This window comes from Pseudarthrobacter sp. NamE2, from assembly GCF_005796205.1.
Taxonomy (GTDB): Bacteria; Actinomycetota; Actinomycetes; order Actinomycetales; family Micrococcaceae; genus Arthrobacter.
Window position 1 is genome coordinate 1 of the sequence record NZ_VAHN01000017.1, and the last position, 24,449, is coordinate 24,449.

Genomic DNA, 24,449 nt, shown 5'->3' on the forward strand with positions numbered 1-24,449 from the left:
AGGAGGAATGGCGAAACCGCCAATTAGTTTATGCATTGAACTATATGGCCACGGCGTTCCGGGGTCAACAGCTGGAGAGGTATTTGAACAAAGCCCCAATTCCGAACGACCATGGCTCCAGGTCTTCGGTCTTCCGTGTGCGGTTAACGAGGGTCCCGAGCAGCGGGCTGCTGATGGTGACGACGTCGCCCGGCTTGTGGGCGAAACCAAGCCCCTCATCGTCGCGGTCCTGCGTGGGGGCGAACAGTGTCCCGGTGAAAAGGGCGAACCCGTCGGGGTACTGGTGGTGGATACCGTAAGCAGCGGCAACAAGCTCTTCGAAGGGGCGGCTGATGCGCCCCAGGCTGTTAGAGCCTTCGAGCCGGTAGCCGTCCGCCCCTTCAACCGTGAGGGCGATATCTTCCGTCCGGAGGGATTCCAGCGTGAAGTCCTGGTGAAAGAGCCTGATGAAAGGGCCAACGGCGCAGGATGCATTATTGTCCTTGGCCATGCCCAGGAGGAGCGCGCTGCGTCCTTCCACGTCCCGGAGGTTGACGTCGTTTCCCAAGGTGGCTCCCCTCACCGCTCCCCCGGAGCCGGCGATGAGCACAAGTTCCGGCTCCGGGTTGTTCCATGACGAAAAACCGGGAATGCCAACATCGGCGCCGTAACCCACGGAGGACAGCACAGGGGCCTTGGTGAAGATTTCAGGGTGGGGTCCAAGGCCCACCTCAAGGTACTGCGACCACAGGCCTTGGGCCACAAGCACGTTCTTGACTTCCCGGGCCCGTTCCGACCCCGGGCGGACAGCATGCACGCTTCCCTGCAGGGCTTGGGCCACCATTTGGCGGACTTCCGCCGCACGGTTGAGGTCGCCGCCGCACCGTTCCTCGATGACCCGCTCGATCATGCTGTCCACGAATGTCACGCCGCAGGCTTTGACTACCTGGAGGTCGAGCGGTGACAAAAGGTGCGGCCGGCTTCGATCCCCGCCAAGCGAGGCCTCGACCAGGTCCACCAGGCGCCAGCGGGGAACGCCTGGGCTTTCCAGGACGAACGCCGCGGGCTCCTGGCGTTCCATGAGTTCCGAGACGGTGCGGACGGAGGACGTGAGGTCGAAAACCTCTTCACCACGCACCGTTGCCACCCGGGGACCCCCTGACACCGGGTCCCATACGCGGCCCACCAGGACCGCCTCGGCGGCCGCAGGGCCAATGGGGAGGACCCCCTGCGCTGCCGGGGCGGTCATGGCCTGTCCGGGCCCGCCGCGACAGGCTCCAGGTTGAAGTAGGAACGGGCGTCCGGCGGCCGGATGTCAGCAACCGCGTCCGTGAAGATCCGCATCGGATGCGGCGTGAACGGATGCTCGGCTATTGCATCAAAATCCAACTCGATTCCCAGGCCCGGGCCGCCAGGAATGAGCACATCCCCTTCATCCGTAAGCTGCAGGCGTTCGTTGGAGATTTCACTGCGCCAGGGCACATCCGTGGCCATGATTTCGAGGTAGCGGAAGTTCGGCAGCGCCGCGCCCAGCTGCAGGGTTGCGGCAGTGCTCAAGGGTCCGCTCGGATTGTGCGGCGCGAAGGGGATGTAGTGGGCAGCCGCAAGTGTGGAGATAAAGGACAGCTCCAGCAGGCCGCCGGCATGGGTGACATCCGGCTGGATGTAGTCCACGGCGTTCCGGGCAAGGACGGGAACGAACGTGTTCCGCCCCATCCACCGCTCACCCGCAGCGATGGGCACAGGGGATTTGGAGCGCACCTCAAGAAGGGCGTCGATGCCGTCCGGCGGGCACGGCTCTTCGAAGAACACCGGCTGGAACGGCTCAAGTTCCCGGGCAACACGCACGGCGGTGGGGACGTCGAACCTGCCGTGCCCTTCGATGAACAGCTCCACGTCGTTGCCCACAGCTTCCCTGACGGCGGCGACCGGCTCCAGCATGCGGCGGAGATCGCGCGGCCCCAGCGTCAGGTCCGCTGCTTCGAATGGGTCCCATTTGAGTCCGCGGAAGCCCTGCGCAACCGTATGGACTGCTGCCTCGGCAAAGTCCTCCGGCGAGGAAGCTCCCGAAAACCAGCCGTTGGCATACGCCCTCACCCTGTCACGGACCTGCCCGCCGAGCATCCGGTGGACGGGCACGCCCAGGGCACGCGCAGAGACGTCCCACATCGCCATCTCGAGCGCGCTTAGCGCGGTCGACGACACAGGCCCGCCGCGCCAGTAGGCATCGCGGTTGAGCTCGTAGATGGTGTGCGCAATCCGTGTCGGATCCTTACCGCGGACCGCACCGGCGAGCACAGCGACGGCACCCAGGACTGCGTGTTCCTGCCCTTCAAGCGTGGCCTCCGCCACCCCCGTAATACCGGCGTCTGTGCCCAGCCGGACAAAAATAAGGTTTGTCCGGTAGAAATCGACGACGACCGCGTCGAAACTGGTGATCTTCATTGCAACCCTCACCCCTCAGCAGAGCCGGAGGGAACAGCAGTGGAGTCACGCACTATCAGGTGCGTGGCGAGTTCGACGCGATGGGAATCCAGGACTTCGCCGCGCACCTGGCGAAGGAGCGAGCGCAACGCTGCACGCCCCATTTCCTCGAGCGGCTGCGCCACGGAACTCAGCGACGGGACGGATTCGGCGCCCTGCCGGGTTCCGTCAAAGCCGATAAGGCTGATGTCTTCAGGCACCCTGACTCCATGCCTGCCCGCCTCGCCAAGAACGCCCAGGGCAATGGCATCGCTCGCGGCGAAGATGGCTGATGGCCGCTCATCGAGCCGCAGCAGCGCCTGGAGCCCGGATATCCCGCTCTCCCTGCGGAATTTGCCACCGGAGACGATGTACCGGGGGTCCACCGTAATTCCCCTGCCCATCAGGGCAGCCATGTAGCCGTGCAGTCGCGCCTGATTGCACTCCGCCCGTTCAATGCCGCCGATGTAGGCGATCTTCCGGTGCCCAAGGTCGAGCAGATGCTCGGTTGCCGCCTTGCCGCCGGCCCAGTTGGTTGCTCCCACGCTGACCACATCCGCTGACGGTGGGTTGAGCGGATCGATGACCACGAGGGGAATCTTGCGCCGGCGGAATGCCTGCAACTGGCTGAAGGCGGACGTGACCACGATCATCCCCGCCCGGCCCTCATCCAGCATGCGCTGGGCGCGGCGCTCCGGACTTTGAACATTGGAAGGCGCCTGGCCGGTGACGCTGAGGAGGACCTCCACGTCCATGCTGGCGGCGAACTGCAGGATCCCGTTGAGGACCTCAACCATGTAGGCGGAATCGAGCACATCGATCACCACTTCGACGACAGTCCCCACATCCGCGGCGGAGCGTCGCTGAAGGGGCGACTGGTAGCCCGCCTGCTCGAGGACGGCGAGGACGCGGGCCCGGGTTTCCGGCGCAACATCCTCGCGGCCGTTCACAACCTTGGAGACGGTGGGAGCCGAGACTCCAGCCTGGCGGGCCACGGACGCGAGCGTCGGCTTCGTCCGCTCGGAGATCTTCGTTGACATCGGGACTCGCAACCTTTCGAAAATTTCGTGAGACTCATTCTGCAGAGCCCGGCCCAGATTGGTCAAGGGTAGATACGAAGCAAGCAGAAACTTTGCTGAACCCCCTTGACCTTTCACGAACTCGGGCTTTAGTTTAGGCAGTGACCGAAATCACTTGTTCGATAAGTTTCGAGCAAAAAGGTCCGGAGCTGTCCGCTCCGAACACTTGCAAAGAAGCAAATTCCAGATGGAGAAGCAATGAAGCAGCCCCAGACCTCCCGCCGCTCTTTCCTCGCCCTCGCTGCCCTCACTCCGTTCGCTGTTGCGGCAACCAGCGCATGCGGGACGTCGGGACCCGGTACCTCCAGCGGCGGCGGGGGCGCCAGCATGTGGTACCTCTCCGGCGAGCCGAACCAGACCACCATGCAGAAAGCCGTGGACACCTTCAATTCGGCGAATCCGGACAACAAAATCGCCGTAACCTACTTCCAGAACGACGCCTACAAGACCAAGATCAAGACCGCCATCGGTGCCGGCCAGGCCCCGACCATTATTTACGGCTGGGGTGGCGGCACCTTGAAGACGTATGCGGAAGCGAACCAGGTGGACGACCTGACCAGCTGGTTTGACGAGAACCCGGACCTGAAGGAGAAGTTCTTCCCGGCATCGTTTGGCGCAGCCACCGTGAACGGGAAGATCTATGCCCTGCCCAACCAGTACGTGGCCCCGATCGTCCTGTTCTACAACAAGGAACTCTTCGAAAAGGCCGGCGTCCAGCCGCCCAAGACCTGGGACGACGTCATGTCGCTGGTCAAGACCTTCAACGACATGGGAGTGGCCCCCTTCTCGCTCGGCGGGCAGTCACGCTGGACCTCCATGATGTGGCTCGAATACCTGCTGGACCGTATTGGCGGCCATGAGGTCTTCAATGCCATCTTCGAGGGCAAGCCCAATGCCTGGCTGGATCCGGCCGTCATTGAGACCGGCACCAAGATCCAGGAACTCGTCTCTGCGGAAGGCTTCATCAAGGGTTTCTCCTCGATCGCTGCCGACTCCAACGCCGACCAGGCACTTCTGTTCACCGGCAAGGCGGCAATGATGCTGCACGGTTCATGGACTTATGGCGCCATGAAGAAGGGCGGCCAGAACTTCGTCCAGGACGGCAAGCTGGGCTTCGTCCAGTTCCCCACGGTCCCCGGCGGCAAGGGCGACCCCAAGAACGGCGTCGGAAACCCTGCCCAGTACATGTCCATCTCATCCAAGGCCACGGAGCAGGAGAAGGAGTCGGCGAAGAAGTTCTTCAAGGACGGTATCCTCACCGAGACGGTCATCGACACCTACATCAGCTCCGGATCGGTTCCCATCGTCAACGGCATCGAAGACAAGCTGAACACGTCCGAGGACAAGGACTTCCTGAACTTCGTTTACGACCTGGCCAAGAACGCCCCGAACTTCCAGCAGTCGTGGGACCAGGCCTTGAGCCCCACCGCAGCCGAGGCGCTGCTTAACAACATCGACCAGCTGTTCCTGAAGTCGATCACCCCGCAGCAGTTCGCCGAGAACATGAATGCCACCCTCGGAAAATGAGTAACGCAGTTTCCACAGCGCCGCGGACCACCGCCCCCGCCAGGGGCGGGTCCGAGCAATCAGCAAAGCGGAAGGCCGCACTTGGGTGGCTGACCGTGCCCGCGTTGTTCTTCTTCCTGGTCTTCGCCGTGGTGCCGCTGGCCGGTGTGTTCATCCTCAGCTTCGCCGGCTGGGACGGCATCGGCGCCATCGGGGCTGCCGGCATGGACAACTGGTTCTCCGTGCTCGCGGACCCGGGCCTGTACAACGCCCTGGGGCTGACCTTCCTGATCATGATCGCGTCCTGGCTCGTCCAGACGCCGATCAGCCTCCTCCTGGGGGTCTTCACGGCAGGAAGCCAGCGCTACCGGGCCGCTTTGGCAGTGTTGTACTTCCTGCCTTTGCTGCTCTCCTCCGCAGCGGTGGCCATTGCCTTCAAGGCCCTGCTGGACCCGAACTTCGGTTTGGCCACGGGGCTGGGACTGCCCTTCCTGGCCCAGGATTGGCTGGGCGTCCCGCACCTGGCCCTGGGCCTGGTCATCTTTGTGATCGCCTGGCAGTTCGTGCCCTTCCACACGCTGATCTACCAAGGCGGCGTACGGCAGATCCCGAAGTCCCTGTACGAAGCGGCCGAGATTGACGGTGCGGGCACCATCAAGCAGTTCTTCCACATCACCCTGCCGCAGTTGAAGTACACCATCATCACCTCCTCAACCCTGATGGTGGTGGGCTCCCTGACGTACTTCGACCTGATCTTCGTCCTCACCGGCGGCGGTCCGGGCAACTCGACACGGATCCTGGCCCTGGACATGTACCTGCGGGGCTTCCGGGCCAACCTGATGGGTCCGGCGAGCGTCATCGCCGTCATTCTCGTAGTCATCGGCCTTGCCCTTGCCTTGCTCCTCCAGCGACTTGGCGGCAAGGACAAGCAGGGCAGCCAGTTGGAAGGTCTGTAGCGTGAGCACCGTCTTGAAAAACAGCACCGCGGAAGCAGGGGCAGGCTCACCAGCCCACTCCGCAGCCCGCACACGGGGCCTGCGGTCCCGGATGCGCCGGCTCAACATACCTGCCGGCCTGGGCGGGTGGATCTGGCTCGCCATCATCATCATCCCCGTGTACTACGTGGTGATCACCAGCCTGAAGACGCAGGAGGGCTACTTCGGCCAGAACCCGCTGGCGCTTCCCACGGCACCCACGCTCGAGAACTACCAGATGGTTCTTGAGGCCAACTTCGCCAGGTACTTCATGAACAGCGCCATCGTCACCGTCGGTGCCGTGGCCCCTGCCGTGTTGATCTCGTTTATGGCTTCCTTCGCCATCGTCCGGGGCAGCGGCCGGTTCCTCAAGCTGGTGAACGGCATGTTCCTGATGGGTCTGGCGATCCCGCTCCAGGCGACGATCATCCCGATCTACCTCATGATCATCCGGCTCAACCTCTACGACAGCCTGCTGGCACTGATCCTGCCGTCCATAGCCTTCGCCATCCCGCTGACGGTATTGATCCTGTCCAACTTCATCCGCGACGTCCCGAACGAACTCTTCGAGTCGATGCGGCTGGACGGCTGCAGCGAATGGCAGATCATGTGGCGGCTGGCCCTCCCGCTGACCCGTCCGGCCATCGTGACGGTTGCCATCTACAACGGCCTGCACGTCTGGAACGGATTCCTGCTGCCGCTGGTCCTCACACAGAGCCCCGACCTGCGTGTCCTGCCCCTCGCGTTGTGGACCTTCCAGGGCGAGTACAGCGTGAACATTCCGGCAGTCCTCGCCTCGGTGATGCTCAGCACGCTGCCAATCCTGGTGCTCTACGTCGTCGGCCGCCGCCAGCTGCTCAGCGGCCTGACCGCCGGCTTCAGCAAGTAGGACACCAAGACCAGGAACTTCATGAAAGGACATCGACATGACCGCAGCTAAGCCCCTCAGGGTGGGCATGATTGGCTATGCCTTTATGGGCGCGGCCCACTCCCACGCCTGGCGAACGGCGCCGCGCTTTTTCGACCTTCCGCTGCAGCCCCGGCTCACCGCGGTTGCCGGGCGGAACGCCGAAGGTGTGCGTGCCGCAGCGGACAAGCTGGGCTGGGACTCCGTTGAAACGGACTGGCGCCGCCTGATCGAGCGGGATGACATCGACCTGATCGATATCTGCACCCCCGGCGACACCCATGCCGAAATCGCCATCGCTGCCCTCGAGGCCGGCAAGCACGTGCTGTGTGAAAAGCCGCTGGCGAACTCCGTGGAGGAAGCGGAGCGGATGACCCTCGCCGCTGAGACCGCGGCAAAGCGGGGCGTCCTGTCGATGTGCGGCTTCAGCTACCGCCGCACCCCTGCCCTCGCCCTGGCGAAGCGGTTCGTGGACCAGGGCAGGCTCGGCGAGATCCGGCACGTCCGGGCACAGTACCTGCAGGACTGGCTCTCCGATCCCACCGCCCCCATGACGTGGCGGCTGGACAAGAGCAAGTCCGGGTCCGGCTCGCTCGGGGACATCGGTGCCCACAGCATCGACGCAGCCCAGTGGGTCACCGGCCAGAAAATCACCGGAGTGTCCGCGCTGCTCGAAACGTTCGTGCGTGAGCGTCCGCTGGCCGGCGACATGGTGGGCCTGGGCGGGCACGGCGACCTCAGCGCCGACGCCCCGCGCGGCAGCGTCACCGTTGATGACGCGGCCATCTTCGGCGCAAGGTTCGACGGCGGCGCTGCTCCGGGTGCCATCGGCGTCTTCGAGGCAACGCGCTACGCCCTGGGCAGGAAGAACGCCATGCGGCTGGAGGTCAACGGAAGCCGCGGTTCAGTGGCCTTCGACTTCGAGGACATGAACGTCCTGAGCTTCTATGACGCCGCCGAATCCCCCGACGCCGGCTTCCGCAAAATCTTGGTTACGGAACCGGAGCACCCCTACGCCGGAAACTGGTGGCCTACCGGCCACGGGCTTGGTTACGAGCACGGTTTCACCCACCAGGTGGTGGACCTCGTCACCGCGATCGGCCAGGGCAACCAGCCGGAACCGTCATTCGCGGACGCGCTGCAGGTGCAGCGGGTCCTCGCCGCCGTCGAATCCAGCGCCGCCAACTCGAGCCAGTGGCAGAAGGTCTGAACATGGCCCGCCTGCTTCAGCACAACGAAGGAAACCCGATGACACGACCAATTACCCTTTTTACCGGCCAGTGGGCCGACCTGCCGTTTGAGGAAGTGGCCCGGCTCGCAGGCGAGTGGGGCTTCGACGGACTGGAGATAGCCTGCTGGGGCGACCACCTGGACCCCCGCCGGGCTGCCGAGGACGACAACTACCTCCAGGGCCGCCTGGACATCCTCGAAAAGAACCATCTGAAGGTCTACGCGATCGCCAACCACCTCACCGGCCAGGCCGTGTGCGACGACCCCATCGACGAACGCCACCAGGGCATTCTGTCCGCGGAGATCTGGGGTGACGGCGACCCCGAAGGAGTGCGCCGCCGGGCCGCGGAATCGATGAAGGACACCGCCCGGGCAGCTGCCCGGCTGGGCGTGAAGACCGTGACCGGGTTCACCGGATCGTCCATCTGGAAGGCGGTGGCCATGTTCCCGCCTGCTTCCCAGGAAATGATCGACGCCGGCTACCAGGATTTCGCGGACCGCTGGAACCCCATCCTGGATGTCTTCGAGGAAGAGGGCGTCCGCTTTGCCCTGGAGGTCCACCCGTCCGAAATCGCCTACGACTACTGGACCGCCAAGCGCACCTTGGAGGCCATCGGCCATCGGAAGAGCTTCGGGCTGAACTTCGACCCCTCCCACTTCATTTGGCAGGACCTGGACCCGGTGATGTTCCTGCAGGACTTCGCCGAACACATCCTCCATGTCCACGTCAAGGAATCCGTCCGCCAGTTGGACGGCCGCAACGGCCGGTTGGGTTCCCACCTGGCTTGGGCCGATCCCCGGCGCGGATGGGACTTCGTCACGGCAGGGCACGGGGACGTGCAGTGGAATCGCATCTTCCGGACCCTGAACGCCATCGGCTACGACGGCCCCACCAGCATCGAGTGGGAGGACGCCGGCATGGACCGCCTTATCGGTGCGCCGCAGGCACTGGCCATGGTGCAGGAGCTTGCCCGGATCGCTCCGCCCGCAGCCGCCTTCGACGCCGCTTTCGCTAGCAGCTGACCCTTACCCGCCGGCCAACAACTGCCGGTTGCAGAACAAAAGGAACCCACACATGACTGAATCCAAGAGCGCCCTTGTTGTCCGCGGCGGTTGGGACGGCCATCAGCCGTACGAGGCCACCGAGCTCTTCATCCCCTACCTCAGGGACAACGGCTACGACGTCCGCGTCGAGGAATCCCCCAAGGTCTACGCCGACGCCGAATACATGGCCGGCGTGGACCTGATCCTGCAGTGCATGACCATGAGCACCATCGAGAAGGACGAGTTCGCCGGCCTGCGCGCTGCAGTCGAAAACGGCACCGGCCTGGCCGGATGGCACGGCGGCATCGCCGACTCCTACCGCAACAACTCGGACTACCTGCACCTGATCGGCGGCCAGTTCGCCTGCCATCCGGGCAAGCACCCGGACGAGTGCACCGGGGAGCAGCCGGACAACTACGTGCCGTACACGGTGAACATGCTGCCCGCGGCAGCGGAGCATCCCATCACCCAGGGCATCAAGGACTTCGACCTGGTGACCGAGCAGTACTGGGTCCTCTCCGATGACTACATCGATGTCCTGGCCACCACAACCCAGAAAGTCCGCGAGTGGGACCCCTGGAACCGTGAAGTCACCTCCCCTGCCATCTGGACCCGCCAGTGGGGCAAAGGCCGCATCTTCGTCACCACGCCCGGCCACCGCGTGGAAATCCTCCAGGACGAAAACGTCCGCACCATCATTGAAAGGGGCCTGCTGTGGGCAAGCCGTTGAAAGTAGGGATCGTCGGTTGCGGCGCCATCATCGCGCAGTACCTTGCAAACTTCCGTAAGCTCAATGACCTCGAACTCGTGGCGGTGGCGGACCTGGATATGGCCCGCGCCCAGGCGGTGGCCGGGCAGTACGAGGGCGTCCGCGCCCTGTCCGTGGACGAGCTGCTCGCAGCGGACGACGTCGAACTCGTCCTGAACCTGACCATCCCGGCCGCCCACGCCGAGGTGGCGCTCAAGGCAATCGCCGCGGGCAAGAGCGTGTACGGCGAAAAGCCCCTGGCGGCCACCACGCAGGAGGCACGCCAGGTGCTGGACGCTGCGAAGGAGGCCGGCGTCGTCGTCGGCTGCGCTCCTGACACTGTCCTCGGCACCGGCATCCAGACCGCGCGCAAGGCGATCGACGACGGCCTGATCGGTGCACCCATCTCGGCGAGCGCCACCATGGTGACGCCGGGCCATGAACGCTGGCACCCCAACCCGGACTTCTACTACCAGCCCGGCGGCGGGCCCCTCCTGGACATGGGCCCCTACTACGTGACCGCCCTGGTGACCCTGCTGGGCCCGGTGGTCTCGGTAGTGGGTGCCGGGAGCCACACGCGGAACGAACGCACCATCGGCTCGGGACCGCGGCAGGGCGAGAAGATCCCGGTCACCACCGACTCCCACGTGACCGGCGTCCTGACCCATGCCTCCGGTGCGCTTTCCACCCTGTTCATGAGCTTCGACGCCGTGAAGTCCAAGTCCCCCAACATCGAAATCCACGGCGAACGCGGATCGCTGGTGGTGCCGGACCCCAACCACTTCGACGGCGAGGTCCAGCTGTTCTCCCTCGGCGCCGACGCCTGGGAGACCCTTCCCGTCTCGGCCGGCTACGTCGACGCCGGGCGCGGTTTCGGCATCGCGGACCTGGCCACCACCCCGGCCGGCAGTGAGCCGCGGGCCGGCGGCGCACTCGCCTACCACGCCCTTGAGGTCATGGAGTCCGTCCTGGCCTCAGCGCAGAGCGGTTCGGCGGTCCGCATCGGCAGCACCGTTGAACGGCCCGACTGCGTGGAACTGACCGTGCTTACGGCAGATGTGGACGCGCTGCAGGCCCAGGAAGCTTCCTGAGCATGGCCTATACAGCCGACAACTGGCCCATCGCCGCGGCCATGCTGCCGTTCCCCGGTACCGGCACCGGAGGAGTCCACGCCAACGACGCGGACTCCTCCGTCTGGGCTGAAGCATTCGGGGAGGTGAAGGACTCCGGGTTTGCCAACGCGGACCTGACGGACAGCTGGGTCCGCCCCGGTGACCTCAGCCGGGAGCGCCTGGCCGAGTTCAAGCAGACAGCGGCGGATGTAGGCATCGGCCTCCCGGCCATCTCCGCCATCCGGCGAAGCGTCATCGAGGAAGGCAACTGGGAAGCCAACCTGGCGTACAGCCACCGCACCATCGATGCCGCCGCGGAACTGGGCTGCGAGGTGGTCTCGGTCGGACTCCACCAGGCCATCACCCCGGAACAGCAGCAACAGCTGTGGTTCTGGACTGTGGAAGGCCACAAGGACCCGGCGGGAGACAGGGAAAGCTGGGGCAACGCAGTGGTCCGCCTCCGGGAACTGGGCCGGCACGCGGCCGAGGTGGGTGTCCTGCTCTCGCTTGAGATGTACGAGGACACCTACCTCGGCACAGCGGATTCATCGGTGCGACTCGTCCAGGACATCGGCCTGGCGAACGTGGGCCTCAACCCGGACCTGGGCAACCTGGTCCGGCTGCACCGGCCGGTTGAGGACTGGCGGGAGCTGGTAGCCAAGACGCTGCCCTACGCCAACTACTGGCACATGAAGAACTACTACCGCGACGAGGACGTTGCCCGCGGAACGTATGTGACCATGCCGGCTCCGATGGAAAGCGGCCTCATCAACTACCGGGAGGCCTTCAAGGTTGCCCTCTCCGCCGGTTTCCAGGGCATCCTCTGCACTGAGCATTACGGCGGGGACGGCCTGAGCGTGTCAGCCAGCAACCAGGAATACCTGCGCCGCCATGTCCTTCCCAAGCGGGACGGCTATGCACTCGGCGAGAGCCAGGTGTTACAGGGGCGCCAGCAGCCGACGGCGGCACTCGCCAAGGTGTAGCCGTCACCTGCCCGCAGCACCGCCTTTCCAGCAAGGATTCATTGAGGAAACCATGACGCAGATTTACGACAACCCCGCCGACTTCGTGGACGAGGCGCTGGCCGGTTTCGTCGCGGCCAACCGCGCCTACGTGGCCCGCGTGGACGGAGGCGTGGTCCGCTCCACCGAGGTGCCCGCGGGCCAGGTGGCCGTGGTGGTCGGCGGCGGCTCCGGCCATTACCCCGCCTTCGCCGGACTGGTGGGGCCGGGCCTGGCCGCAGGCGCGGTGTGCGGGAACATCTTCACCTCGCCCTCGGCAGGTCAGGTGTACCGGGTGGCCAGGGCCGCGAACGCCGGTGGCGGTGTGCTGCTGAGCTACGGGAACTACGCCGGGGACGTGATCCACTTTGGCGAGGCGCAGCAGCGGCTCAATGCGGAGGGCATCGAGACCCGCACCGTCCTGGCCACGGATGACATCGCCAGCGCCCCAATCGACCAGCTCGACAAACGCCGGGGCATTGCCGGCGACCTGACAGTCTTCAAGATTGCCGGTGCCGCTGCGGAGGCGGGACTGGACCTGGACGCCGTCGAACAGCTCGCCCTGCGCGCCAACCACCGGACCCGTACCCTCGGCGTGGCCTTTGACGGCTGCACCCTTCCTGGCGCTGCAGAACCGCTGTTCCACGTGCCCGCCGGGCAGATGTCGCTGGGGCTCGGTATCCACGGTGAACCCGGGATCTCGGAGCACCCCCTCCCCACGGCCTCCGAACTCGCGGAACTGCTCGTCTCCCGGCTGCTCAAGGACAAGCCCGACGACGCAGGCGACCGGGTGGCAGCCATCCTTAACGGCCTTGGCAGGGTCAAGTACGAGGAGCTGTTCCTGCTCTACGGCAAGATCGAAAAGCTCCTCACGGCGGCCGGGCTGACCATCGTGGAGCCGGAATGCGGCGAACTGGTGACCAGCCTGGACATGTCCGGACTCTCCCTCACGCTGCTCTGGCTGGACGATGAACTGGAGCACTACTGGTCCGCCCCGGCTGACACCCCCGGCTACCGCAAGGGCAGCATGGCTCCGCGGGAGCGGCGGGAACGGCGGGAAACGGCCAGGCCGGAGCAGGCTGCGGCGCTGGAAACGGAAGAGACGACGGCGGCAGCGGCTGAGCTGGGCAGGCTGGCAGCCGCCCTGCTCGCGCAGGTGCGGGACGCCGTCGTGGACCATGAAGCGGAACTGGGCAGGCTTGACGCCATCGCCGGCGACGGCGACCACGGCATCGGCATGCGCCGCGGCGCCGAGGCGGCGGCCGCTGCGGCCCGGGATGCCTCGGCCGCCGGCGCATCGGTACAGCGGGTCCTCACCGCCGCCGGAGAAGCCTGGAGCGAACGCGCCGGAGGAACTTCCGGGGCGCTGTGGGGCTCGGCCCTGCAGGCCGCCGGAAGGACCTTCGGCAACAAGGCCTCCTACCGGCGCCAGGACGCGGCCGCCATCGTGACCTCCTTCACCGACGCCGTCACTGCCCTGGGCAAGGCCGTCCCCGGGGACAAGACCATGGTGGACGCATTGCTGCCCTTCCGCGGCGCCTTCCAATCGGCGTTCAACGGCGGTGCTCCCGTTGCTGCTGCCCTGGCCGCCGGGGCGGCCGCCGCGCGTGCCGCCGCTGACTCCACCGCCTCGCTCCGGCCGCGGATGGGCAGGGCCCGTCCGCTGGCAGAAAAGAGCCTGGGCCACCCGGATCCCGGCGCGGTGTCCTTTGCCCTGATCGCGGGCAGGGTGGCCGACTGCCTCAAAGCCTTTGATTCTTCCCTTGATGATTCCCGGCTGGCCTCGGTGGCCGGAGATGGAGCAAACGCATGAGTACGGAACAGCAGGCAGCGGCAGGATGGCGCATTGTCATCGGCAACGATGAAGCCGGCGTCGAATACAAGGAAGCGTTGAAAGCGCTGCTTGAGTCGGACAGCCGCGTCGCATCCGTTGTGGATGTGGGCGTCGGTGCTGATGACCCCACTGCCTACCCGCATGTTGCCGTCAATGCCGCCCGCAAAGTTGCCGGCGGCGAAGCGGACCGCGCGCTGCTGATCTGCGGAACAGGACTGGGCGTGGCCATCGCGGCAAACAAGGTGCCCGGCGTCCGCGCGGTCACCGCCCACGACGCCTACTCGGTGGAGCGCTCGGTGCTGAGCAACAACGCCCAGGTGCTCACCATGGGCCAGCGCGTCATCGGCCTTGAGTTGGCCAAGAAACTCGTGGGCGACTGGCTCGGCTACCGCTTCGACGAATCCTCACCCTCCGCCGCCAAGGTGGACGCCATCTGCTCCTACGAGCCCGAATCCACGAAGGCAGTCTGACCATGACCCAACCAGCAACCAACACCACCCCGCCGGCCGGCACCGCCCGGAACATCGCCATCGTCGGCTCCGGATACATGGGCGGCGGAATCGCCCAGGTCCTCGCCCTGGGCGGCGCCCGCGTGGCACTGTCCGATGTGTCCGCCGAGGTGGCCCGGGACAACTACGACAGGCTCCTGCGGGAGTCCGACCAGTTCGTGGCGGACGGACTCTTTCCTGCCGGAGCCACGGAAACCCTGAAGCAGAACCTGTGGGCCGCGAAGGACATCGAGGAGGCAGTGGCGGACGCGGACTTCATCGAGGAAGCCGTCCCCGAAGTCATCGCCATCAAGCACCAGACCCTCGCGCGCATCAGCGGGGCAGCCCGGCCGGATGCCATCATCGGCTCCAACACGTCCACGATCTCCATCGCGGAGCTGTCCGGGCCGGTCGCGCAGCCGGAACGGTTCCTCGGAGTGCACTTCTCCAATCCGTCACCCTTCATCCCGGGCGTGGAAATCATTCCGCATGCCGGTACCTCTGCCGCCACCGTGGCCGCTGTCCGGGAGCTGGTGCATGCGGCCGGCAAGCAGACCGCGGTGGTCAAGGACGTCACCGGCTTCGTGCTTAACCGCCTGCAGTACGCGCTGTTCCACGAGGCAGCGCAGCTGGTGGAGCAGGGCATTGCCACGGCGGATGATGTGGACACCCTGGTCCGCACCACCTTCGGCTTCCGGCTGCCGTTCTTCGGCCCCTTCGCCATCGCGGACATGGCCGGCCTGGACGTGTACAGCTTCTGCTACCAGTCACTGCAGCAGGAATTCCCGGAGCGGTTCGCCACCCCGAAAATCCTTTCCGACCTGGTGGACGCCGGGAAGCTGGGCACCAAGACCGGGGCAGGTTTCCTCAACGTCCCGGCGGAGCGCATCCCTGAACTGATCGCCTACCGGAACAAGGCGTACGTGGCCATGCAGAAACTGCTCGAGGATCTCGGGCCTGCCCCGCTTGGCTGACAACCGTACTTAGTGGTGCAGCTGCATCCGTTGCAGAACGGTGGCGGAGATTTCCTCGACGGACATCGAGGCGGAGTTCACGTAGGGCACGTGGTTGGCCCGGTACATGTCCTCGGCGTTGCGCAGCTCGTAGCTGCATTGGGTCAGCGATGCGTAGTTGCTCCCGGGGCGGCGCTCCTGGCGGATCTGGCTGAGCCGGACCGGCTGGGAGGTCAGGCCAAAGCATTTGTGCGCGAACGGCAGCAGTGGCTTCGGCAGGGACAGGGTGTCGAAGTCCTCCTCCACCAGGGGGAAATTGGCGGCGAGGATGCCGTGCTGCAGCGCCAAGTACATGGTGGTGGGGGTTTTACCGCAGCGTGACGGGGCGATGAGGATCAGTTCGGCGCGCTCCAGGGCACGCAGCGACTGGCCGTCGTCGTGTTCTATTGCGTACTCGACGGCGGCCATCCGCGACTGGTAGCGGACAGCGTCACCCACGCCGTGGGCCTGGCCCGGCTGGCGGCTGGCGGAGGATCCAAGCGCCCCTTCCAGCTGCCCGATGTGCGCGCCGAACAGATCGAAGAAGTGCCCGCGGCTGCGGGCCAGGACGGAGCGGATGTCAGGGCCGACGGCGGTGGAAAAGACGATGGGCCGTGGCCCGCTGGCGGCGAGCCGGTCGATGACGGCTACCACCTCGTGCGCCTGCTCCACAGTGGTGATGAACGGAATCGTCCGGCGCTCCAGGTGCCTCGACGGAAACTGCGTGAGCAGGGTGTTGCCGAGCGTTTCGGCCGTGATGCCGGTGCTGTCCGAGAGGAAGAACACCGTGGGGGCGGGCAGGCTGCCCGCCCCCACGGCATCCATCTGGGCTTCTGCCATTTAGACGGCTGAGCGGTTGCCGGAGCGGGGGCTGGTGCGTGCCAGGCGCAACCAGGTTTCGGTGACGGCGTCAGGGTTCAGCGAGATGGAGCTGATGCCCTGGTCCAGCAGCCACTCGGCGAAGTCCGGGTGGTCGCTCGGGCCCTGGCCGCAGATCCCGACGTACCGGCCCTTGGCGCGGCAGGCGGCGATGGCCATTTCGAGCAGCCGGGTGACGGCGGGGTTGCGCTCATCGAAGCCCTCGGCCACCAGGGCCGAGTCACGGTCAAGGCCCAGGGTGAGCTGGGTCAGGTCGTTGGAGCCGATCGAGAAGCCGTCGAAGTAGTCCAGGAATTCATCGGCCAGCAGGGCGTTGGCGGGCAGCTCGCACATCATCACGATTTCCAGCCCGTTCCCGCCCCGGCGCAGTCCGTTGGCGGCGAGGAGTTCGGTCACGCCGCGGGCCTCGTCCAGGGTGCGAACGAAGGGAACCATGATCTTGATGTTGGTCAGGCCCATCTCGTTGCGCACGTACTTCAGGGCCTCGCACTCGAGTTCAAAGGCCTGGCGGAACGATTCCGAGAGGTACCGGGACGCGCCCCGGTAGCCGATCATCGGGTTCTCCTCGGACGGCTCGAATGCCGGGCCGCCGATCAGGTTGGCGTACTCGTTGGACTTGAAGTCGGAGAGCCGGATGATCACCGGTTCCGGCGCGAAGGCCGCGGCGATGGTGGAGATCCCCTCGGCGAGGCGCTTAACGTAGTAGTCCCGGGGGCCGTCGTAGGCTGCGGTCTTCTCCCGGATCTGCCGCACGGTGTAGTCAGAGAGCGAAGCCGGGCGTTCGATTTCTCCCGCCACGGCCAGCAGGGCGTTGGGGTGGATGCCGATCTGGCGGTTGATGATGAACTCGAGCCGGGCCAGGCCCACGCCGTGGTGCGGGAGCCGGGCAAAGCTGAAGGCCTGCTCGGGGGTGCCTACGTTCATCATGATCTTCACCGGCGCCGGCGGCATTGTCTCCAGGCTGGTCTCCTGCAGTGTGTAGCCCAGCAGCCCCTCGTACACGAATCCCGCCTCGCCCTCGGCGCAGGACACCGTGACCGGTGCACCGTCGGCCAGGACCCGTGAGGCGTTGCCGGTACCGACGACGGCCGGAATGCCGAGTTCGCGGGCGATGATCGCCGCGTGGCAGGTGCGCCCGCCGCGGTCCGTGACGATGGCGGCTGCCTTCTTCATGATCGGCTCCCAGTCCGGGTCGGTCATGTTGGCCACCAGGACATCACCCTCCTGGAACGAAGCCATCTGGTCGATGGAGGTGAGTACCCGCACCTGGCCGGCGCCGATGCGCTGGCCGATGGCCCGGCCCTCGGCCAGGACAGCCGAGCGCTCGGTGAGGGTGTAGCGGGAAATGGTGCCGGAGGGCTTGCGCGACTCGACAGTTTCGGGCCGGGCCTGCAGGATGTACAGTTCCCCGTCCACGCCGTCCTTGCCCCACTCGATGTCCATCGGGCGGCCGTAATGCGCCTCAATTGCCAGGGCGTGCCGGGCAAGCTGCTCGACCTCCGCGTCGGTGAGGCTGAAGCGGCGGCGCAGGTCCGCCGGTACGGGGACGAAGTCCACGGTCTTGCCGACTTCCTCGGACTCCGTGTAGATCATCTGCACTGCCTTCTCACCGAGTCCGCGCTTGAGGACTGCCGGCCGGCCGGCAGCCAGGGCCGGCTTGTGGACGTAGAACTCGTCCGGGTTCACGGCGCCCTGGACCACGGCCTCGCCCAGGCCGTAGGACGAGGTGATGAAGACGGCGTTAGTGAAGCCCGTCTCGGTGTCCATCGTGAACATCACGCCGGACGCGCCGACGTCGGAACGCACCATGCGCTGGACGCCCGCTGAGAGTGCCACTTCCGAATGCGTGAAGCCGTGGTGGACGCGGTAGGCGATGGCGCGGTCGTTGTAGAGCGAGGCGAAAACGTCTTTGATCGCGAGCAGGATGTTGTCGATGCCCCGGATGTTCAGGAAAGTCTCCTGCTGCCCCGCGAATGAGGCATCAGGCAGGTCCTCGGCCGTGGCGCTGGAGCGTACCGCCCAGGACACATCGCCGCCGTGCTCGTCCGTGAGGCGGCTGTAGGCGGTGCGGATCTGCTCCTCGAACCCGGCGGGGAACGGGGTGGCGCGGATCAGGTCCCGGATCTGCTGCCCGGCGACGGCCAAAGCGGCAACATCGCCGCTGTCCAGGCCTGCCAGGATGTTTTCGATGCGGGTGTCCAGGCCGGATTCGGTAAGGAACCGCCGGTAGGCATCGGCTGTGGTGGCGAAACCGCCCGGTACCTTTACCCCCGCCGAGGCGAGGTTCCGGACCATTTCTCCAAGCGAAGCGTTCTTGCCGCCAACCTGGTCGAGGTCGGACAGGCCGAGGTCGGAAAACCAGAGAACGTCAGTCATAGGTGGTGCTCCTCCATTGGGCACGCGCTGACAAGCGCTGCAAAAAGTTGTGATGCAAGGTTTGTCAGGAGTGCACCGAAGAAGCAAACGGATGTGATGTGTGCAACACGTAATGAAAGTAATGAAAAGTCACCAAGACACTGGATGCATGGTTGCCAACCATGTTGCCCTTACCCTGTCCGTGGCGCCTTACCCTGTCCGTGGCGTACTCCAGGCCATGGTCCGGGCTCACGGACGATCTGGAGTGGAAGGCGGGCCGCTCAGACGGCGAGTGCCTGCTTCTCGGCAACAGCATGAACTGGAGCAACGGCATGTACGGAAGCCACGGCAGGCCGGGGCGCGACCGCCGGAATGGAGCCGGTCAGTACCTCAACAACAGCCAACTGGCCGGTGGTGTCCGGCACACCGGGGTATTGAACCTGGGGCTCCCCGGCCGGTGCCACAGGCTGGTCCGTCTTCCGCATGCGGACCAGGGCGATGGCTGAGATCAGGAACCAGGCCACATTGGTAACCACGGAAGGCCACGCCCCGTGGAACGAGCCATTGATGATGAACGCAACGGAGCCGAAGAGGTTCGCGACCTGGGAGCCTTTGCCGGCCTTCAGCCAGCCCATGGAAACAGCCAAATACGCGCTGAGAATCGCAACCGCCCCTGCCCAGCCGGCGATTTCCCACAGCAGTTCCATGGCGTCCTTTCAAGGTTCCCCGCGCAGTAATCGGGCAGGGATGTCGATAGTGATGAAGGTGTGTTTTCGCCTGATGCTGCGTTTGCTCGAGCCCATTGTGGGCGAGGACTGCCGGCCGGCGGGACAATCATAACCGCATGGCGGCGCGGTTTTGGCCCGGGGAAGCGTGATGCTGCGCACGTCTGGACAAGACCCTTGCCGCGTAGCACGATCTGAGGTGTGACCTCCCCTCCTGCCGACCCGTACCTGCGCGAGCTGACCCGGCTAAGGCGCGTTAAGGACCGGATTGACAGGGAGTACGCCCAGCCGCTTGACGTCGAATCGCTCGCCCGGGACGTCCACATGTCCGCCGGCCACTTCAGCCGCCGCTTCAAGCTCGCTTACGGCGAATCACCGTACAGCTACCTCATGACCCGCCGAATAGAACGTGCCATGGCGCTCCTCCGCAAAGGCGACCTCAGCATCACCGAGGTGTGCTTCGCCGTCGGCTGCTCCTCGCTGGGCACCTTCAGCACCCGCTTCACCGAACTGGTGGGCATGCCGCCCCGCGCCTACAAACAGGAGGCGGAAGGCTCGACGGCGGGCATCCCCGCCTGCGTGGAAAAACAGGTCAGCAGACCGGTCAGGAATCGAGAAGCACCGGCTGCCGGGGCGTTACTAGCATGACTGCCATGAACATCACCATCTCCTCCAGCTTCCTTCCGCACACCGATCCCGACGCCTCGATCGCGTTCTACCGGGACGCCCTTGGCTTCGAAGTCCGCAACGACGTTGGCCGCGGCACCATGCGCTGGGTCACCGTTGGCCCGGCGGGCCAGAAGGACGTCTCCATCGTCCTCTACCCGCCTACGGCCGACCCCGGCATCACCGACGACGAACGCCGCACCATCGCCGAAATGATGGCCAAGGGCACCTTCGCCACCGTGGTCCTCTCCTCCCCCGACGTGGATGCCGCTTTCGCCCAGGTGGAGGCGAGCGGGGCCGACGTCGTACAGGAACCCATCGACCAGCCGTACGGCATCCGGGACTGTGCCTTCCGCGACCCCGCCGGCAACACCGTCCGCATCAACCAGCAGCCCTAAGAACAGAACAACGACGGCGGGAGGGGCTGCGGGCGCGGCGCCTCCTTCCATTTCCTACAGATGGAGGCCCGATGAGCACGGACACGAGTACGGACACCCGGCAGGAAGGCCTGCACGCCGCCGACAGCCATGACCTCATCCGGGTGCAGGGTGCGCGCGAAAACAACCTCAAGGACGTCAGCCTGGAACTGCCCAAGCGCCGGCTGACGGTGTTCACGGGGGTGTCCGGCTCGGGTAAGAGCTCCCTGGTGTTCGCCACCATCGCCGCCGAATCCCAGCGCATGATCAATGAAACCTACAGCGCGTTCGTGCAGGGGTTCATGCCCAGCCTCGCCCGCCCGGACGTGGACCGGCTCGAAGGACTCACGACGGCGATCATCGTGGACCAGGAGCGGATGGGCGCAAACCCGCGCTCAACGGTAGGCACCGCCACGGACGCCAACGCGATGCTGCGGATCCTGTTCAGCCGCCTGGGCCGGCCCTATGTCGGCCCGCCCACCGCCTTCTCCTTCAACATCCCCACCCGCAAGGCCAGCGGCATCATGAGCACCGAAAAGGGCGGCCGGGTGGAAAAGAACGTGGTCCGGCAGGTGACCTACCTCGGCGGAATGTGCCCGCGGTGTGAGGGCATGGGCAACATCAGCGACATCGACCGGACCGCCCTTTACGACGATTCGAAGTCGCTCAACGAAGGCGCCCTGACCGTGCCCGGCTACTCGATGGACGGCTGGTACGGCCGCCTGTTCGAGGGCATGGGCCTGCCGATGGACAAGCCCATCGCGAAGTTCACGGCCAAGCAGCTGGACACGATGCTGTACGCCGGGCCCACCAAGATCAAGGTGGAGGGCGTCAACCTCACCTTCGAGGGGATCATCCCCAAAATCCAGAAGTCGATGCTCTCCAAGGACGTTGAGGCAATGCAGCCGCATGTGCGCCGCTTCGTGGAGCGTGCGGTCACCTTTGCCACCTGCCCGGACTGCAACGGGACCCGGCTGACGCCGGAAGCCCTCTCGTCCAGGATCAAGGGCAAGAACATTGCGGACCTCTGCAGCATGCAGATCAGCGACCTTGCGGAGTGGGTGCGGGAACTGGACGAACCTTCGGTCCGGCCGCTGCTGGCCGGGCTTCGGGACCTGCTGGATTCCTTCACCGGGATCGGGCTGGGCTACCTGTCGCTGGAGCGGCCAGCCGGCACCCTGTCCGGCGGCGAAGCGCAGCGTACCAAGATGATCAGGCACCTGGGGTCGTCGCTGACCGACGTCACGTACGTCTTCGACGAGCCCACCATCGGTTTGCACCCGCACGACATCGAGCGGATGAACAACCTCCTGCTGCAGCTGAGGGACAAAGGCAACACCGTCCTGGTGGTGGAGCACAAGCCGGAGACGATCGCCATCGCCGATCACGTCGTCGACCTCGGCCCCCTGGCCGGCTCCGGCGGCGGCGAGATTGTCTACGAGGGCGACGTCGACGGGCTGCGGTCCAGCAATACCGTCACCGGCCGCCACCTGGACGACCGCGCAGGGCTGAAGGAGTCGCCCCGGAAAGCCACCGGGGAGCTGGAGGTGCGCGGCGCCTCCACCAACAACCTGCGCAACGTGGATGTGGATGTGCCGCTGGGTGTGCTCTGTGTGGTGACGGGTGTGGCGGGGTCCGGCAAGAGCTCTCTGATCCACGGCTCGCTGGCGGACCGCGAGGGCATCATCGTCATCGACCAGGGCGCCATCAAGGGGTCGCGGCGCAGCAACCCCGCCACGTACACCGGGCTCCTGGAGCCGGTCCGCAAGGCCTTTGCGAAGGCGAACGGCGTGAAGCCTGCCCTCTTCAGCTCCAACTCGGAGGGTGCCTGCCCCACCTGCAACGGCGCCGGCGTGATCTTCACCGAGCTGGGGGTCATGGCCACGGTGGAGTCGCCCTGCGAGGACTGCGAGGGCCGCCGGTTCCAGCCCGCGGTGCTGGAATATACGCTGGGCGGCAGCAACATCGCCGAGGTCCTGGCGATGTCCGTCGAGGAGGCGCTGGCGTATTTCGCCATCGGGGAGGCCAAGACCCCGGCCGCGCACAAGATCCTCGAGCGGCTCGCCGACGTCGGGCTAGGCTACATCACGCTCGGCCAGCCCCTCACCACGCTGTCCGGCGGCGAGCGCCAGCGGCTGAAGCTGGCCACCCAGATGGCGGAGAAGGGCGACGTCTACATTTTGGACGAGCCCACAACGGGCCTGCACCTGGCTGACGTCGAGCAGCTCCTGGGCCTGCTGGACCGGCTGGTGGAGTCGGGCAAGTCCGTGATCGTCATCGAGCACCACCAGGCGGTGATGGCGCACGCGGACTGGATCATCGACATCGGGCCGGGAGCAGGGCACGACGGCGGCACGGTGGTTTTCGAGGGAACGCCGGCTGACCTCGTGGCCCAGCGGGCGACCCTCACCGGGCAGCACCTGGCGGCGTACGTCAATGGTTGAGCCTGCCGAAACCCCCGTGGTTCAGCCCGTCGAAACCTTCCGCTACGGCGTCGAAATCCTCCACCTGCTCGTGTCCCCTGCCCACGCCTACTTCGGCCGGGCGAGGGACGGCGCAGCGGATGTACCCACCACCGATGCTTCGCAGGTGGAGGTGGTGGAGGGCAAGGGCATCGTGGGTGACCGGTTCTTCGGCAAGGCTGCGCACATGGACGCGGCGGTGAGCCTGTTCGCCGTCGAAGCGCTTGAAGCCATTGCCGCCGAACTTGGTGCCGGGCCCTTTGATCCCCTGCTGACCCGGCGGAACGTCGTGCTGCGCGGTGCCCAGCTGGCCCCGCTGCTGGGACAGGACTTCGTGCTCGAGTCGGGCGGGGATGCGGTGCGTTTCCACGGCGGGCGTCACGCCCAGCCCTGTGCCTGGATGAACGAGATGCTTGCCCCGGGCGCCCATCCGGCGATGCGCGGACGGGGCGGCATCCGCTGCCGTGCCCTTTCCAGCGGTGTCCTGCACCGCGGCCCTGCCGTACTGGTCAGCCCGGTGCCGCTGGATGCGGAGCGGGCCGGTGTACCCAGCCTGCTCCGGCCCAGCCGGCTGCCGTAACTCTTGCGCAAGCGGGAGCAGATTGCTTAATCTGTCTTCCCGGAGGGGAGTATCCCCGACCCCCGTCCACCGTCAATACGAAGGCCCCAGTGTTTTCCGGTGGACCGGCCAGAAGATGGCCGGGAGAGACCTCCAGTTGGTAACTACTGACTGGAAGCAGGTGCTCCATGAATGTCCCCCTGTGGATGTGGTTCGCTGTCGTCGGATTCATCCTCCTTATGCTCGTTGTGGACCTCGTTGCCCACCGGCACGCCCACGTCATTTCCGTCCGTGAAGCCGCGGCCTGGTCCGCAGTTTGGGTGCTGTTCGGGGTGGCGTTCGGCGGCGTGGTGTGGAGCATGTACGGCGCAGAGCCCGGGCAGCAGTACTTCGCCGGCTACCTGATCGAGAAATCACTCGCCGTGGACAACGTCTTTGTCTGGGCGATCATTTTCTCCTTCTTCGCTGTTCCACGCGAATACCAGCACCGGGTCCTCTTCCTCGGCGTCCTCGGCGCGCTGGTCTTCCGCGGCGTGTTCATTGCGGCGGGCTCAGCGATCACCGCCGGCGCCGGCTGGGTCCTCTACCTTTTCGCGGCATTCCTGCTCTTCACGGGGTACCGGATGCTCAAGCCATCTTCGCCGTGACGGACGAGGTCTTCCTCGTGTTCACCGCCAACGCCTTCGCCATCCTGGGGCTCCGCGCCATGTACTTCCTGCTGGCGGACCTCATCCACCGCTTCGTGTACCTTAAGGCAGGGCTTGCACTGGTGCTGGTGTGGGTGGGCATCAAGATGGCGCTCAAGATTGACGTCTACTACATCCCGACGCCGGTATCCCTCGCCGTCATTACCGTGATCCTGGCGGTCTCCATCCTGGCGAGCCTTGTTGCCACGCGCGGCCAGGTCCGGCATGAGCCGCCCGCACCCGCTGTTCCGCCGTTCCGCCGAGCCACCGAGGAGGAGCTCCGCGAGCTGGAGCCTCTATGGGGCAGGGCACGCAGCGTAGGGGAAGAGACCTTGAAGTAGCCG

At 65.8% G+C, this 24,449-nt stretch carries 21 protein-coding genes and 1 pseudogene; 16 read left to right on the plus strand and 6 right to left on the minus strand.

All coding sequences use genetic code 11. The features are described 5' to 3' along the window. Positions 1–64: 64 nt before the first annotated feature. Genes FDW83_RS16560 through FDW83_RS16570 form a run of 3 tightly spaced genes read right to left on the minus strand, consistent with a single transcriptional unit; the run spans position 65 to position 3,482 of the window. On the minus strand, positions 65–1,228 hold the full coding sequence (locus tag FDW83_RS16560) for a fumarylacetoacetate hydrolase family protein (RefSeq protein ID WP_138139187.1): 1,164 nt from the start codon (positions 1,226–1,228) through the stop codon (positions 65–67). Then, a complete protein-coding gene (locus tag FDW83_RS16565) occupies positions 1,225–2,424 on the minus strand; it encodes a mandelate racemase/muconate lactonizing enzyme family protein (RefSeq protein ID WP_138139188.1) in 1,200 nt (399 codons plus the stop codon). Before FDW83_RS16565 ends, FDW83_RS16560 begins: the two co-directional genes overlap by 4 nt. A gap of 8 nt (positions 2,425–2,432) precedes the next feature. Continuing rightward, positions 2,433–3,482, minus strand: a complete 1,050-nt coding sequence (locus FDW83_RS16570) for a LacI family DNA-binding transcriptional regulator (RefSeq protein ID WP_138139189.1) — start codon at positions 3,480–3,482, stop codon at positions 2,433–2,435. Positions 3,483–3,719: 237 nt separating this feature from the next. On the opposite strand from FDW83_RS16570, the gene FDW83_RS16575 reads away from it, so the two are divergent. The 11 genes from FDW83_RS16575 to FDW83_RS16625 are packed head-to-tail and all read left to right on the plus strand — an operon-like array spanning position 3,720 to position 15,339. Next, a complete protein-coding gene (locus FDW83_RS16575) occupies positions 3,720–5,048 on the plus strand; it encodes an extracellular solute-binding protein (protein WP_138139190.1) in 1,329 nt (442 codons plus the stop codon). After that, positions 5,045–5,983: a carbohydrate ABC transporter permease gene (locus tag FDW83_RS16580; protein ID WP_138139191.1), complete on the plus strand. Its 939-nt coding sequence runs from the start codon at positions 5,045–5,047 to the stop codon at positions 5,981–5,983. The genes FDW83_RS16575 and FDW83_RS16580 overlap by 4 nt, the downstream gene beginning before the upstream one ends. A 1-nt stretch (position 5,984) precedes the next feature. Further along, positions 5,985–6,890 (plus strand): carbohydrate ABC transporter permease, encoded by a 906-nt coding sequence (locus tag FDW83_RS16585; protein WP_138139192.1) that lies wholly within the window; start codon positions 5,985–5,987, stop codon positions 6,888–6,890. 37 nt (positions 6,891–6,927) lie between these two features. Continuing rightward, a complete protein-coding gene (locus tag FDW83_RS16590; RefSeq protein ID WP_138139193.1) occupies positions 6,928–8,118 on the plus strand; it encodes a Gfo/Idh/MocA family protein in 1,191 nt (396 codons plus the stop codon). Positions 8,119–8,156: 38 nt separating this feature from the next. After that, positions 8,157–9,161, plus strand: a complete 1,005-nt coding sequence (locus tag FDW83_RS16595) for a sugar phosphate isomerase/epimerase (RefSeq protein ID WP_138139194.1) — start codon at positions 8,157–8,159, stop codon at positions 9,159–9,161. 52 nt (positions 9,162–9,213) lie between these two features. Next, on the plus strand, positions 9,214–9,912 hold the full coding sequence (locus FDW83_RS16600) for a ThuA domain-containing protein (RefSeq protein WP_138139195.1): 699 nt from the start codon (positions 9,214–9,216) through the stop codon (positions 9,910–9,912). Beyond that, positions 9,897–11,021, plus strand: coding sequence for a Gfo/Idh/MocA family protein (locus FDW83_RS16605; RefSeq protein ID WP_138139196.1), 1,125 nt, complete (start codon positions 9,897–9,899; stop codon positions 11,019–11,021). The genes FDW83_RS16600 and FDW83_RS16605 overlap by 16 nt, the downstream gene beginning before the upstream one ends. A 2-nt stretch (positions 11,022–11,023) precedes the next feature. Beyond that, a complete protein-coding gene (locus FDW83_RS16610; RefSeq protein ID WP_138139197.1) occupies positions 11,024–12,025 on the plus strand; it encodes a sugar phosphate isomerase/epimerase in 1,002 nt (333 codons plus the stop codon). A 52-nt stretch (positions 12,026–12,077) separates the two neighbouring features. Beyond that, positions 12,078–13,856 carry a dihydroxyacetone kinase family protein gene (locus tag FDW83_RS16615; RefSeq protein WP_138139198.1) on the plus strand — a complete coding sequence of 593 codons (1,779 nt, stop codon included), beginning with the start codon at positions 12,078–12,080 and terminating at the stop codon, positions 13,854–13,856. After that, complete coding sequence (locus FDW83_RS16620) at positions 13,853–14,347, plus strand: ribose-5-phosphate isomerase (RefSeq protein ID WP_138139199.1); 495 nt, start codon at positions 13,853–13,855, stop codon at positions 14,345–14,347. The genes FDW83_RS16615 and FDW83_RS16620 overlap by 4 nt, the downstream gene beginning before the upstream one ends. A gap of 2 nt (positions 14,348–14,349) precedes the next feature. Further along, the gene (locus FDW83_RS16625; RefSeq protein WP_138139200.1) at positions 14,350–15,339 is read left to right on the plus strand and encodes a 3-hydroxyacyl-CoA dehydrogenase family protein; all 990 of its coding nucleotides are present in this window, start codon (positions 14,350–14,352) and stop codon (positions 15,337–15,339) included. Between the two features lie 9 nt (positions 15,340–15,348). Here FDW83_RS16625 and FDW83_RS16630 read toward each other — a convergent pair whose 3' ends face one another. From FDW83_RS16630 to FDW83_RS16640, 3 genes are all read right to left on the minus strand, one after another. Further along, positions 15,349–16,197, minus strand: coding sequence for a pyruvate, water dikinase regulatory protein (locus tag FDW83_RS16630; RefSeq protein ID WP_240721025.1), 849 nt, complete (start codon positions 16,195–16,197; stop codon positions 15,349–15,351). Continuing rightward, on the minus strand, positions 16,198–18,612 hold the full coding sequence (ppsA, locus tag FDW83_RS16635) for a phosphoenolpyruvate synthase (protein ID WP_138139201.1): 2,415 nt from the start codon (positions 18,610–18,612) through the stop codon (positions 16,198–16,200). A 260-nt stretch (positions 18,613–18,872) separates the two neighbouring features. After that, positions 18,873–19,298 carry a YgjV family protein gene (locus FDW83_RS16640; RefSeq protein ID WP_138139202.1) on the minus strand — a complete coding sequence of 142 codons (426 nt, stop codon included), beginning with the start codon at positions 19,296–19,298 and terminating at the stop codon, positions 18,873–18,875. A gap of 219 nt (positions 19,299–19,517) precedes the next feature. Between FDW83_RS16640 and FDW83_RS16645 the strand changes: the two genes are divergently transcribed. The 5 genes and pseudogenes from FDW83_RS16645 to FDW83_RS16665 all read left to right on the plus strand — a co-directional run bounded on the left by FDW83_RS16645 (position 19,518) and on the right by FDW83_RS16665 (position 24,446). Further along, on the plus strand, positions 19,518–19,964 hold the full coding sequence (locus FDW83_RS16645; protein WP_138139203.1) for a helix-turn-helix transcriptional regulator: 447 nt from the start codon (positions 19,518–19,520) through the stop codon (positions 19,962–19,964). Then, entirely contained in the window at positions 19,961–20,380 is a 420-nt protein-coding gene (locus FDW83_RS16650; RefSeq protein WP_138139204.1) for a VOC family protein, read from the plus strand. The genes FDW83_RS16645 and FDW83_RS16650 overlap by 4 nt, the downstream gene beginning before the upstream one ends. Positions 20,381–20,451: 71 nt before the next feature. Further along, on the plus strand, positions 20,452–22,842 hold the full coding sequence (locus FDW83_RS16655; RefSeq protein ID WP_138139205.1) for an excinuclease ABC subunit UvrA: 2,391 nt from the start codon (positions 20,452–20,454) through the stop codon (positions 22,840–22,842). Continuing rightward, entirely contained in the window at positions 22,835–23,440 is a 606-nt protein-coding gene (locus FDW83_RS16660) for an MOSC domain-containing protein (RefSeq protein WP_138139206.1), read from the plus strand. The genes FDW83_RS16655 and FDW83_RS16660 overlap by 8 nt, the downstream gene beginning before the upstream one ends. A gap of 167 nt (positions 23,441–23,607) precedes the next feature. Continuing rightward, positions 23,608–24,446 (plus strand): annotated as a pseudogene (locus tag FDW83_RS16665) (tellurium resistance protein TerC). Positions 24,447–24,449 lie beyond the last annotated feature (3 nt).